Origin of the sequence: Okeania hirsuta (genome assembly GCF_003838195.1) — a bacterium.
GTDB lineage: Bacteria > Cyanobacteriota > Cyanobacteriia > Cyanobacteriales > Microcoleaceae > Okeania > Okeania hirsuta.
Map to the genome: position 1 here is coordinate 23,124 of NZ_RCBY01000015.1, position 13,250 is coordinate 36,373.

13 protein-coding genes, 1 tRNA gene and 1 pseudogene are annotated in these 13,250 nt (G+C 38.6%); 8 read left to right on the forward strand and 7 right to left on the reverse strand.

Annotated features, from left to right (window positions below; translation table 11 throughout):
• Nucleotides 1–345 precede the first annotated feature (345 nt).
• The 4 genes from D5R40_RS04535 (at nt 346) to D5R40_RS04550 (ending at nt 4,645) form a co-directional block, all read left to right on the forward strand.
• Complete coding sequence (locus tag D5R40_RS04535) at nt 346–1,947, forward strand: M16 family metallopeptidase (RefSeq protein WP_124154289.1); 1,602 nt, start codon at nt 346–348, stop codon at nt 1,945–1,947.
• 361 nt (nt 1,948–2,308) lie between these two features.
• Complete coding sequence (locus D5R40_RS04540; RefSeq protein WP_192901268.1) at nt 2,309–3,727, forward strand: M16 family metallopeptidase; 1,419 nt, start codon at nt 2,309–2,311, stop codon at nt 3,725–3,727.
• Nucleotides 3,728–3,835: 108 nt separating this feature from the next.
• The gene (locus D5R40_RS04545) at nt 3,836–4,147 is read left to right on the forward strand and encodes a hypothetical protein (protein WP_124154288.1); all 312 of its coding nucleotides are present in this window, start codon (nt 3,836–3,838) and stop codon (nt 4,145–4,147) included.
• 15 nt (nt 4,148–4,162) lie between these two features.
• Entirely contained in the window at nt 4,163–4,645 is a 483-nt protein-coding gene (locus D5R40_RS04550; RefSeq protein WP_124143725.1) for a GxxExxY protein, read from the forward strand.
• Between the two features lie 64 nt (nt 4,646–4,709).
• Here D5R40_RS04550 and D5R40_RS34575 read toward each other — a convergent pair whose 3' ends face one another.
• Nucleotides 4,710–4,850: a hypothetical protein gene (locus D5R40_RS34575; RefSeq protein WP_161564371.1), complete on the reverse strand. Its 141-nt coding sequence runs from the start codon at nt 4,848–4,850 to the stop codon at nt 4,710–4,712.
• A 48-nt stretch (nt 4,851–4,898) separates the two neighbouring features.
• Nucleotides 4,899–5,726: a TIGR01548 family HAD-type hydrolase gene (locus D5R40_RS04555; RefSeq protein ID WP_124143726.1), complete on the reverse strand. Its 828-nt coding sequence runs from the start codon at nt 5,724–5,726 to the stop codon at nt 4,899–4,901.
• A 74-nt stretch (nt 5,727–5,800) separates the two neighbouring features.
• On the opposite strand from D5R40_RS04555, the gene D5R40_RS04560 reads away from it, so the two are divergent.
• From D5R40_RS04560 to D5R40_RS04575, 4 genes are all read left to right on the forward strand, one after another.
• A complete protein-coding gene (locus tag D5R40_RS04560; RefSeq protein ID WP_124143727.1) occupies nt 5,801–6,100 on the forward strand; it encodes a 30S ribosomal protein PSRP-3 in 300 nt (99 codons plus the stop codon).
• A gap of 108 nt (nt 6,101–6,208) precedes the next feature.
• On the forward strand, nt 6,209–7,282 hold the full coding sequence (locus D5R40_RS04565; protein WP_124143728.1) for a class I SAM-dependent methyltransferase: 1,074 nt from the start codon (nt 6,209–6,211) through the stop codon (nt 7,280–7,282).
• 691 nt (nt 7,283–7,973) lie between these two features.
• Nucleotides 7,974–8,621, forward strand: a complete 648-nt coding sequence (locus D5R40_RS04570) for a histidine phosphatase family protein (RefSeq protein ID WP_124154290.1) — start codon at nt 7,974–7,976, stop codon at nt 8,619–8,621.
• Nucleotides 8,622–8,775: 154 nt separating this feature from the next.
• Nucleotides 8,776–9,537, forward strand: a complete 762-nt coding sequence (locus D5R40_RS04575) for a YebC/PmpR family DNA-binding transcriptional regulator (protein ID WP_124143729.1) — start codon at nt 8,776–8,778, stop codon at nt 9,535–9,537.
• A gap of 728 nt (nt 9,538–10,265) precedes the next feature.
• Here the strand turns inward: D5R40_RS04575 and D5R40_RS04580 are convergent.
• The 5 genes and pseudogenes from D5R40_RS04580 to D5R40_RS42410 form a co-directional block, all read right to left on the reverse strand.
• Nucleotides 10,266–10,336 (reverse strand) — tRNA-Gly (locus D5R40_RS04580).
• An 89-nt stretch (nt 10,337–10,425) separates the two neighbouring features.
• Nucleotides 10,426–10,722, reverse strand: coding sequence for an adenylate/guanylate cyclase domain-containing protein (locus D5R40_RS42395; RefSeq protein WP_375339367.1), 297 nt, complete (start codon nt 10,720–10,722; stop codon nt 10,426–10,428).
• A gap of 78 nt (nt 10,723–10,800) precedes the next feature.
• Complete coding sequence (locus D5R40_RS42400; RefSeq protein WP_375339368.1) at nt 10,801–10,962, reverse strand: nucleotidyl cyclase domain-containing protein; 162 nt, start codon at nt 10,960–10,962, stop codon at nt 10,801–10,803.
• 1,157 nt (nt 10,963–12,119) lie between these two features.
• Nucleotides 12,120–12,694: pseudogene (locus D5R40_RS42405) on the reverse strand (sensor histidine kinase); the annotation flags it as partial.
• Nucleotides 12,694–13,008: a response regulator gene (locus tag D5R40_RS42410; protein WP_205127257.1), complete on the reverse strand. Its 315-nt coding sequence runs from the start codon at nt 13,006–13,008 to the stop codon at nt 12,694–12,696. The pseudogene D5R40_RS42405 and the gene D5R40_RS42410, both read right to left, overlap by 1 nt.
• Nucleotides 13,009–13,250 lie beyond the last annotated feature (242 nt).

A 13,250-nucleotide genomic window follows, 5' to 3' on the forward strand; every position in this document is an offset into this window, starting at 1 on the left:
GTTGCCTGCGCACAGCGCTATATACCCTTCGCGGGCAAGATCCCGCACTGGGAACATTCCGTCGTTAATATTTTTACCTCATATACGACCGAATCTGCTGTAATTTTAATTTCACGAGTATAATCGAAAAACTTGCATCCCACACCAATATTCCTAAAATCTCATACTTGAGAATATAATTCTAATTGTCACCTAATCATAAATTCAATTAGTTAATGGATTTTACCTATGCAGATATGTCCAAATAACATTGCTATGCGGAGGTCAAAATTTCAAATACTTAGAGGTAAGCTCATACCAACAATAGAACTATTTACAGAATTAAATTTTTATTTCCAAATATTTATGCAAACTTTCTTACCAGCTTGGTGTAAAAAAATAATTAGTGCTAGCTTTGAATTGGCCAAACTAAAAAAACGATCGCTCAACTTATGTGTTTGCTTAATTACCATAAGTTTGTTTTGGTTTGGTTTTCCCGCAAATACGGCCTTAGCACGGGAATCTACTCCCGACCAAAAAATATCAATTAAGCCTTACCTAGACCGAGTAATTAAAAAAGTAACAGAATTTCGCCTCGACAATGGCATGAAATTCATCGTATTGGAAAGACATAATGCCCCCGTTATATCTTTTTCTATTTATGCTGATGTTGGTGGGGCGAACGAACCAGACGGTCAAACAGGTGTGGCCCATTACCTAGAACATCTAGCTTTTAAAGGCACAAAAAAAATCGGTACAAAAGATTATCAAGCTGAAAAACAAACTTTAGAGAAACTAGATAAGATATTTGCAGAAATTCAAACAGCTAGTGCTAATCAAAAAACCGAACAAGTCACTCAACTTTTAGCAAAATTTGAGGCAACTCAAAAGCAGGCATCTGAATATGTAAATCAAAATGAATTCTCCAAAATAGTCAAACAAGCAGGAGGAGTAGGAATGAATGCTGCCACCTCAGCAGACTACACCCTATACTTCTACAGTTTACCTGCCAATAAACTAGAATTATGGATGTCTCTGGAGTCAGAAAGATTTCTGGAACCAGTATTTAGAGAATTTTATAAAGAAAAACAAGTAATTCTGGAAGAGAGGCGATCGCGCACAGAAAATTCACCCGTTGCCCAACTGTTGGAAAAATTTTTAAGTAAAGCTTTCCAAGTTCATCCTTACCGTCGCCCTGTCATTGGTTATCAAGAAGATATCGAAAATTTAAGCAGAGAAAACGTGCGCGACTTTTTTGATACACATTATGTTCCCAGTAACTTAACAGTAGGGATAGTTGGAGATGTCGATCCCAAAGAAGTCAAAAAATTAGCAAAAATTTATTTCGGTCGCTACGAAACTAAAGAAAAACCACCACAACTTAATATTGTCGAACCTCCCCAAACTGAACCAGGGGAAGTAACAATGAAATTGCAATCCCAACCTTGGTATATAGAAGGTTATCACCGACCTGCAACGAATCATCCCGACAATGTAATTTATCAAATGATAACTAGCATCTTGAGTGATGGTCGTACTTCTCGCCTCTATCAGTCATTAGTTGAGAAACAGCGAATAGCTCTCGTAGCAAGAGGAGCTGGTAGTTATCCAGGAGATAAATATCCACATCTGATGCTATTTTATGCTATGACTGCTCCCAATAGTAATGTAGATGAAGTCGGAGCAGCTTTGCAGACAGAAATTGAAAAATTGAAAACAGAACCAGTTTCTCAGCAAGAATTAGAAAGGGTGAAAACTCAAGCGCGGGCAGGTTTATTGCGCTCTCTTGACTCTAATACAGGAATGGTTTCTGCTCTCTTGAGCTACGAAGTTAAAACTGGTTCGTGGCAAAATCTATTTAAAGAATTAGATGCCATTAATGCAGTAACTACAGAAGATATTCTGCGTGTAGCTCAAAAAACTTTCGTTGCCGAAAACCGTACTATTGGTAGACTGCTTCCCAAGTGAAGTCAAAATTCAAAATTCAAAAGTCAAAAGTGAAGTCAAAAATTAAAAGTCAAAAGTCAAAAGTTAAAAGTTCAGGACTTACGCAAAGGCACTATATATAGAGTCTTGGTGTGTTACGCTAGCGCTAACACACCCTACTAGACTGACACGCCTAAAAATGTAGGTTGGGTTGAACGGCAGTGAAACCCAACGTAAGCAAGCTTTTGTTGGGTTTCGGTTCCTCAACCCTACCTACGTCTGTTCCCTGTTCCCTGTTCCCTATTCCCTATTCCCTTTCATACCAAAACAAACAATGTTTTCTAACTACAAAAGGAAAATTACTAGATCCAAAATTTTCATCACAGCATTTTTAGCCGTAGTAATGCTGTTAGCTATTTTAGGGCAAATACCAGCCATAGCTCTAACTCCAGCCAAACATTATACCGAACTGGAATTTCCCCCACTACCAGAATTAGAAATACCAGAGTACACTCGCTTTCAACTTGATAATGGCATCGTTGTCTATCTCATGGAAGACCATGAATTACCCCTCATAGGTGGTAGAGCAATATTCCGGACAGGTTCAAGATTTGAACCAGAAAATAAAGCAGGGTTAGCAGACTTAACTGGTACTGTTATGCGTACAGGTGGTACAAGTAAACATTCCCCTGACAAAATAAATCAAATACTCGAACAAAAAGCAGCAGTAGTAGAAACAAGTATCGGCGGTACTGCTGGTAGTGCCAGATTTAGTTGTCTCACTGAAGACTTGACAGAAGTATTTGGATTATTTACCGAAGTAATTCGCGAACCCGTATTTGCTCCAGCAAAGCTAGAGTTTTACAAACAACAATGGCAAGGTGCAATTGCTCGTCGGAATGACGACCCTGAATCTATTGTTGGTCGTGAGTTCCAAAAATTGATTTATGGAGCACAAAGTCCTTATGCTCGAAACGTTGAATATGAAACCCTCAACAACATTTCCCAGGAAGATTTAATTGATTTCTATGCTAAATATTTCCATCCTGAGAATATAATTTTGGGAGTAGTAGGAGATTTTCAGACAAAACAGATGCGATCGCTCATTACAGAAAAATTTGGCAATTGGCAACCAAGCATTAAAGCAGTGAAACCTCCCCTACCAAATGTTAGTCAAGCTCAAGTCGGTGATATGTTTTTTATTGACCAACCTCAGCTAACTCAAAGTTATGTACAAATGGGTCACTTAGGCGGAAAATTAGATAATCCTGATTATACAGCTTTGAGTGTAATGAATGAGGTACTTAATGGTTTGGGGGGACGCTTGTTTAATAATATTCGATCGCGTCAAGGTTTAGCTTATTCAGTTTCTGCTTATTGGAGTCCTAACTATGATTATCCAGGAGTATTTATAGCTGGGGGTGAAACACGTTCGGATGCAACTGTACCATTTATCAAATCTGTTAATGAAGAAATTGAACGTATTCGCACTCAACCTATTACAAAAGAAGAACTGACCCATGCTAAAGATTCAACTCTCAACTCATTTATTTTCAACTTTCAAGATCCAGCTCAAACTTTATCCCGTTTGATGAGATATGAATATTATGATTATCCTAAAGATTTTATTTTCCGTTATCGTCAGGAAATAGAAAATATTACCGTTGAGGATGTGCAAAGAGTAGCTCAAAAATATTTGCAACCAGACAAAATTGTAACTTTAGTGGTTGGTAATAAAGAAGCAATTCAACCACCTCTGAGTAGTCTCGGAAACGATCTTAAAATTACTTCAATAGATATCACAATTCCAGAACCTAGTTAATTGAAGTAGGGAGTTGAGACTCAACCCCATCCTCTGTCAGACACTGATGATGCCACGGCAGACACTGATGATGCCACGGATACAGGGATAAAAAAGATGATGTCACGGATGTCAGACACTGGTGATGCCACAGATACAGGGATAAAGATGATGCCACGGATGCCAGACACTGATGATGCCACGGATACAGGGATAAAAAAGATGATGTCACGGATGTCAGACACTGGTGATGCCACAGATACAGGGATAAAGATGATGCCACGGATGCCAGACACTGATGATGCCACAGATACAGGGATAAAGATGATGCCACGGATACACGGATCTAAAGATTGGCTAATCTGTATATCCGTGGCCAAATCCTGGTCTAGCTATAGGGGTTGGAGGTTATGCCAAAATAGTTTTAGATTTTTTTCTTGATCTGAAGGTGCAAATATGAGAGGTAGAGTCAAAGCAGTACATGAGGATTTAACCTATAAGATTATTGGGGCAGCTATGACTGTTCATAATAAGTTGGGGCCTGGTTATCGGGAAGAAATTTATCAGCGATCGCTTGAACAACAGTTAACAAATGAGGGAGTTGGTTTTAAACCTCAAGAAAAATTGCCTATTTATGAATCGGATAATTTGTTGGGCTTTTATATTCCTGATTTCATTGTTGAGGAAGAGGTTATTTTAGAAATCAAGGCTTTTGCAACTTTGCATCAAAAGTATTTAGGCCAAGTGATTACTTATCTCAATCACACAGGTTTGTCTATTGGTTTATTGATTAATTTTGGCGATCGGAGTTTGCGGTTTCGGCGGGTATTTCCCTCTCCTTCCGCTCTCAAGTATCCTCGCAATTATCAATGGATTTATGTCCCTGACTGGTTGAAGGCACAAAAGCAGCAACAGCAGTGGGATGATCTTCCTTTTTAAGGTGTCACTGCCATCCCCATTGCTAGACCAGGATTTGGCCACAGATGTACGGATTCACCAATCTTTATCCGTTCTTTATCCGTGTATCCGTGCCATAATCAGTGTCTGGCAATGGTTGAAATTTGCTCCCCACACCTCCCACACCTCCCACACCTCCCACACCTCCCACACCTCCTACACCTCCCACACCTCCCACACCTCCCACACTCTCCCTCTATTTTTAAATAGATCCCATAAGGGTTCTATACAGTGTTTACAATTGCTTAGGGTTTGAGTCCCCATCCACTTCTTCCTTCTTCAACAAAGCGCGAGCGATCGCTTCTTCAGACAATTCTTCAATATTACTCAAAACCACCTTTGCCCCTGCCTCCAATAGTTTTGCACTATAAGTCTCTCGCCTTGTCTGACTTTCCTGCACATGGGGAGGCAACACACCCACCCCTATCCAATTTCTCGACGGCATCGCTAGACGAGCATTCTCCACCGTATACATATCTCCCACTGTATCGCCAGCATAAATCACAGGTAGATTTTCAGCTAAACCATTCTGTTTTTCCAATGTCTCCAATACTGCAAATAACCCCGTGGGGTCAGGTTTTCCTGGTCCATCCTCCATCGCCACTACTACAGGAGAACTCAACCCTAACTTACCTTCCAAAACATAAGCAGCTTCTGCGCGCATTGCCCCACTAAAAAATCCCCAAAAAAATCCTGCTGCTGTCAATCTCTGAAAATAATCAGAACTCACTAACAACGGTTCCGTACAAATATAACCAGTCCAATTATCTTCATGTGGACCTCGATAACGAGACTGAAAAAAAGCCACTAACTTTTGATAATCTAAACCAACATCCTCTCTTTTTTGACCTTGGCCTTCAAAATACCGATAAATTAACTCTCGCGAAGCCTCCCAGTCATTATTCCAAACTCCCTCAGATTTTAGTTGGTCAATATCTGTCAAAGTGGGGCAAAAAGCGCCGGATGTAAAATGCTCTACCGTATCCGCGATCGCCCGTCGATAAGACCCTCCAACATTCCGAATTACACCATCAATATCAAAAACTAAAATTGCTTTGTCCATCACTCAATTTCCGTGGTAAGATTAAATATTGTGCAAAGTTTTGAAATAAGCCTAATATTGGCTCTGGAGGTAAATTGTCCAAATTTATACTTAAAGTAGTTTGGTTAGAAGATAATGTAGCACTTGCGGTAGATCAAGTGGTAGGAAATGGTACTAGCCCCTTAACTTGTTACTTTTTCTGGCCTCGTAATGATGCTTGGGAAGAATTAAGAAAAGAAATAGAAGCCAAACATTGGATTAATGAATCAGACCGGGTCGATCTTCTCAATCAAGCTACTGAGATAATTAACTACTGGCAAGAAGAGGGAAGAAGACGGCCAATGACAGAAGTTCAATCAAAATTTCCAGAAATAGTTTTTACAGGGACTAATTAGAAGTTAAAAGTAAAAATTAACTTCAGACTTCCTTCTTCAACAATAGTTAGTTGATGTCAATAATATTATACTAAACTGTCAAAAAATTAATTAAAGCAGAATCTGCTGATGAACCAGGAACAGACATTATTCATAAGTGACCAACTGCCACTTGTAACTTCTCCAGCTATTCTCAAAAAAGCTGTTATATATAAGCTTGATAGCTATATTTCAGGAGGTGGTGAGTTGGCATTTCCATGTCTGCCTGGTATGCTTGAGCATTACATAAATATTGTAGAAAGCTTATTTTCTCACCTGGGTAGACCAATGCCCAAGGAAAGACAACTACAATTGCGTCAAATGATAGAAAGGAAGTTGGCAGAGGGGTTTAATATTTCTACAAGTTCAATATTAGTTATTCAGTATGAATTAGTGAAGCCTCCCAAAAAAGGTATGGCTTGCCAAGTAACTGTTCGTAGCCCAACTTTAGAGGAACAGTACAAGTCTTGGGTAGAGAAGAGAAAGCCTCCCTTGTTTGGTTCTCACCCTGATGCTAGAGTATTAGCAACTGTGGCAGAATTTCGTAAAAACACTTCATTAAAAATATTAGATGTGGGTGGGGGAACGGGTAGGAATGCTTTACCTTTGGCACGAAAAGGTCATTCTGTAGATGTTTTAGAGTTAACGCCTGCTTTTATTGAACAGTTGCAAACAGCGATCGCTACAGAAAATTTATCTATGAATGTGGTTAAGGGAGATATTCTCGACCCACTGACACGAATGCAGCCAGCTTTTTATCAGTTGTCGATCGCCACAGAAGTAGTATCTCATTTTCGCGATGTAGAGCAACTGCGGTTATTTCTAGCAAAAATGTCTGATTTTATTTGTCCTGGTGGTATGCTTCTGTTCAATATATTTTTAACCGTAGATGGGTATGTACCGGATGAGTTAGTCCGAGAGATGGCACAGTTATCTTGGTCGAGTTTGTTCACTGCTAAGGAGTTTGCCACAGCGATGCATGGTTTACCCTTAGCGATCGTTTCTAATGAGTTAGTTATAGAATATGAACGTCAACATCTGCCTCAAACAGCTTGGCCTCCTACAAGTTGGTTTGAAAGTTGGGCGACTGGTAGAGATATATTTCCTCTAGCTAATGCTAGACCACCTGTAGAGTTGAGGTGGATATTATGTCGGCGAATGTAGTCATTTCAGTTATCAGTTATCAGTTATCAGCACCTTCTGTAATAAGGAGGCTTGAAAATATGGAATCTTCTTTTCTCTTGGTCTGATGGATATGGCTCCCAGACCTCGCCATCCCACCCTACGGGAAGCTCCGAAGATCGACCGCTTTTTATCCTCTGAAAAGGGGAAGCTTTAGACCACAATTTTTCGGTAAGCGAAACTGTACAAATACTTACTACCAAAATCAATAGGACTTGATCTAAATAAAGTATTTCAGGGTATCAAAAAAAATAGCTTCCTCAAGTAGAAGAAGCTGAAACTAATTACAACACACAAACCAATAAAATAATCATTAACGAACAAGTTAATACTTAATTTATCCATCTATAACATTAGCAGCTATTTCAGTTTTTTTATGTGAAGATCCGATGAAGATACTGAACAGTTTTATGAAGATTTTGTAAAGACACAGCAGATATATCACTTTTGTCCTGAAAAGAATGCCAAATGTAATAAAGTGATGTGACAATAGTCAAGATTTCAAAGAGGGTTTTCAAATAGATAGACTACAGTTGTCAAAGCATTCTCCTACTGCCTACTCTGTAAGGACATTTTGAAAGTCTGCTGTTCCCTGTTCCCTATTCCCTATTTCCTAGCGCGTAGCCCTGTAATTGCTATATATTTAAAATTGCAATCTGCAACAGATGAACCTATGTTTCAACAAACAGTCTGGATAGCAAGGCACGGAAACCGCATCGACTTCGTAAACCCCGAATGGTTTAACACTGCTGAAAGACCATACGATCCTCATCTGTCGGATGATGGTGTCATTCAAGCCAAACAACTGGCAAACCGTTTAGTTGGGGAAAATATCACTCAAATTTTTTCCTCTCCCTTTCTGCGAACCGTACAAACTGCCAATGAAGTAGCAGAAGTTCTTGATTTACCTATTAAACTAGATTGGGGCTTGTGTGAATGGTTAAATCCAGAATGGATGCCTGCTATGCCAGAAACTCTATCCCTAGAAATAATGGCCAAAGCTTACAAAAGAATAGATCTTTCTTACAATGCAGGCACTCCCCAATATCCTGAAACTTGGGAAGCTTGTATGAAGCGCACTGGAGAAACTTCTCAAGGTCTAGTGGCACAGTTTCCCACAGAAAATATTTTATTACTGGGGCACGGAGCTTCAGTTATTGGCACTGCTGCAGGATTAGTAGGTGAAATTGCTAAGATGGAAATCAAAGCCTCTGTTTGTTGTTTAGTTAAAATTGTTCGTGAAAAACAACAATGGGTCATGGAATTAAGTGGGGATACTTCTCATCTAGATAATATAGAAACCAATGTCAGGTTTGTTTAGCCTAACTCATAGTTGAGTTTTGAGGAAAGCCATAAAAAGCGTTAAAATATAATTTCGATAGAAGTTTGATAACTATTGTACCAGGATTTTTATGCCTGTGAATAGTTATCAACATTAGTGATGAAAATGTATTTTTTTTACGCTATTTGATTTTATGGCAGGACACAGTAAATGGGCGAATATTAAACGCCAAAAAGCTAGAGTTGATGCCGTTAAAGGCAAAGTGTTCGCTAAAATTTCTCGCCAGATCATTGTTGCTGCCCGTAGTGGGGCTGATCCGGCTGGTAATTTTCAGTTGCGTACAGCGATAGATAAGGCAAAGGTGGCAGGTATTCCCAATGATAATATCGAGCGGGCGATCGCTAAAGGTTCTGGTCAGTTCAATGATGGTAATGAACTTGAGGAAATTCGTTATGAAGGTTATGGGCCAGGTGGGATAGCGATTCTGATTGAGGGACTTACAGATAATCGTAACCGTACAGCAGCAGACCTCAGAAGTGCATTTACTAAAAATGGAGGTAATTTAGGTGAGACTGGTTGCGTAAGTTGGATGTTTAACCACAAGGGTGTGGTGACTATTACAGGGTCTGTTGATGAGGATGAATTATTGGAAGCATCTGTTGAAGGAGAAGCGGAATATTATGAAATGATTTCTGAAGAAGATTTTCAGGGTGCAGAGGTATTTACTGAAACTACTAATTTGGAAAATCTTAGTCAGATGCTACGAGGTAAAGGTTTTGATGTGAGTGAAGTTGAGTTTCGATGGATTGCTAGTAATACTGTTGAGGTGACAGAATCAGACCAGGCACGATCACTCCTCAAGTTAATGGATGCTCTTGACGATCTTGATGATGTGCAGAATGTGACAGCTAATTTTGATATAGCAAATGAACTTATTTCTGCTGCTTTAGTTTAGATTATTTTTTCCCAGATAATTCTGGGAACAATCTAACTATAATTAAAAGCATAAACTCTCATGGAAATAAAGATGGTTTTTCAACTGGAATCTCAAAAGCACTCAACTGTGTTGGATATCAACTATCCATCAGCACAGTCTTAAATGGTAATTTTTTATTATTTACCGCACATAAAATCATTGATTCCAGATGATCTATTTTTGTTTTTTTATCAGTATCTGGGTCATAAATTCGATAATCTATGAGCCAAAATTGTTCGATTTTTAGATTGAAATATATACAATTTACTATTCCTAAGATCTGCAGTGGAATTATTTATACAATGTGGGACTTACACAAAATAAAGCGGCGTTGCTGAATCAAGGTATGAAAATAAAAACTGAAGAATCTCAAATATTTGTCATTAATATAGTTTAGCAATCGCCAAAAAATACAAATCATACCCCAAGTCAGCAACGCTACTAAAGCCACAAAATTGGCTCAAATATAGATAGGCAGAGGCTTTTACCTCAAAAAGGCATAAATCCTGAATAAGCACGGGTTCTAGCCATTTTTAAGGCATCGACGTAATTCCCTTTATAGTTAAACAAGCCATTAAAAATTGGCCAATTTTAGTTAGGTTTAAGTAAGCTTCTTTGTACGGTTTTTGTACACATTTCCATATTTTTTCATCTGTCTAGTAAAGAAAGAAGGTTGAAAAGTTGTAAACTCGTTATTTTAAATTATAAGCGGGTAGGGGGAATCGAACCCCCATCATTAGCTTGGAAGGCTAAGGTTTTACCACTAAACTACACCCGCAGTTGTTTCTTTACTATAACACACTTTTCTAGAATTGCAACAAGTCCAGAAGAAAAAATTTTTAGATCATATTTACTGCCATCTGAGCTTTAAGTTATAGAGTCTCGACTAACTACAAAACCTAAAACCTCTTGATCTATACCTTTCAACTTCAGATACCCAGACTTTTTCACCTCTCGACTATCCACATAGTTAGCAACAGTCTGCGATACCAAAATTGTATTTGGCTCTGCAGCTTCCTGTAGCCGAGCTGCAATATTTACCGATGGGCCAATAGCTGTATAATCAGACCGCTCTGCACCACTAAACATTCCCACTACAGCATTACCCTGATGAATACCACAACGAAACCTCACTGGTGAAGCCCCATTCGGGCCAATTAACACCAGATTTTGTCACCTCTCATTTAATTTATCCAATAATTTATCCAAAGCTTTTAACATGGCCCTAGCTGAAGCCACTGCTCATTGCACCTGCTCATCTGCTGTCAACTCTTCAGGTGAACCATAAATTGCCATCACAGCATCTCCCACAAACTTATCCACAGTAACACCATTAGCAAAAATGGCTTTTGTCATCTCTGCTAAATATTCATTTAACAACTCACCTATTCTACGAGCTTGCAAAATATTCGACCAGTGTGATAATTTGACACCATGTTAGCGGAGCTTTGGGTTAGCAAAATTCCCGGTCTCCAATCATCACAAGTTGATCTTTTTTCAATCAACGTCAAACTGGCCAAATAACTGCCTTCTGTTGTCCTAAATTACTACTACCTTTTTTTTCTCAAACTTGCCAATAAATAGATGAGGCTCGTTTTTGGTAGATAACTCCTATGACAAATATATTCTGATCTGTCCATTGTGTTCTATCTATAGTTAGAATTAATCGACTACCATCAGAAAATTTTCTACTGATAATCATTGTAATCATAGGGAACCAAAACAAGGCAAGACTTCAGGAAAATAATCTTAAAAATCTTTGTATATGTTTTCGACGGCTTTCAGATTTAATGGGCCAAGGAAAACAAGCTGCCAGCCTTTCTATTTTGACAGTTTTTTGGACAGTAATTAACCTGGGCGAAAATTTTTCAAGTTGGAAGTTGAGTATTGGTCAAAGATTGTGGAAAATATGATTCATACAATGATAAAAATTGCATTTGGGTCGGTCTCTGTGTGTAAGTGGACCGACTTTTTGAGCATAAAATGTGGCTGATGGCTACTATAGCAATGTGCGCTGGCATATTGACAAATTACAATAACTGTCCAATAGCTAGAAGTCTTATATTATCGGTTTTTTATTCCCCCTTCCGGAGCTGTTGCCTTCCGGAACTGTTGCCTGCGCATAGCGCTAGATCAATAATTGACATAAAAATCAACTCAAATTAGGGAACAAGGGTGAGGTACGGGAAGTGTACCTCACCCTTCTCTACAAATGATGATCATGATCAAACAGGAAAAATCTTTTTGATACAGAGTTTTAATAGTTGAAACCCTTATATCACAATAGTTTTGAGGTGCTTTTCACCCCGTGAGCCACAATATTGTCACAGAAAGCTACGAGATTATACCAATTCCCATGCATTAATGCTATATTTCCGATGAACTTCAGTTATTAAGTAATAATAATCGTTTAGTAATGTTTATAACGATTATCGGCATTAAACCAAGATATCTTATCTCTTTTCACCCTACTCCCTACTCCTTTTTCCCCTCCACGGTCGGGGTTAGGGGTGGGTCCCTACTCCCTACTCTCAAAAAGATGTAGCAATACTTTTGAGTTTGATATTACAGGGTTGAAAAGAAGGCTGCATTCTTCCAGCATCAAGTCTTTGCAAATCTAATAATTGATTAACTAATCTCAAGAGACGACGAGAATTACGCAGTGCAATCGCACCTCGATCTAGAGGTAAATCTCTGCTGGAATTAACTGCTTCTTCTCACAAACCGATCGTTAAAGTTAAAGGTGTACGAAATTCATGGGAGATATTTTGGAAAAATTCTTTTTGAGGCGGTATGCTTCTATTAGTCGTTCAACTTGTTGTCTGGTTGTTTGGTATAGACTGGATTGTTGCACGGCGATCGCTGCTTGGGAAGCTACTGCTTCCGCTAGTTCAATTTCAGAAGCTTGCCATTGGTGTCTGTCGTCATTGTGACGTAGAGAAATACTACCAATAATTTTACCATTGACAGTTAGGGGTACTACCATCAAAGCGCGAGTATTAGAGCGTAAGGGTAGTTAATATTCGTTAAATTCCGGATTGATCTTCAGATCGCAAATTGCTATTGTTTTTTTTGTTTTTAGCAATTCCATTAAAACAGGATTACTACGAATGGGAGCAAATGACTGAGGTAATTCTATTGCAGTTGATGATCGATCGTTATCAGGAATTTCTCTATATCAGTGAATCCAGTTAAAACAATTCGAATAGTATTAGGGTATTGGTTGGCAGTTAAACTCAAGAATTCTGTACCACTCATTTTGGGCATTCGCTGGTCTGAAATAATTACAGCTACTTCCTCAGATGTTTCTAGAATTTTTAGAGCTTCCAGTCCACTTTGGGATCCCAACACCTTGTATTCTCTGTGGAAAGTACGGTAAAGAAGGTCTAGATTGTCTAATTCGTCATCGACAACCAAAATTTTCGGTTTAAGTTTTTTTCTAGAACTCATGCACCGCTCTCCGTGCTTTCAAGTCAGTAATGATAAATTATGATTTAGCAAGTTACAGTTATAGATGGGACTCTATTGTGCTGGACAACCGAATGCTAGATGTCCATTTACATCTGTAATAATCAACCAAAAAGCAAATCACCAACTTTGGTACTTGCTTCACTGAAAAAAGGTGCTTCAATCACAGTGATTATTATCAATAATTTATTCATTATCAAGTTAATTAAATTTAATTAAGTGAA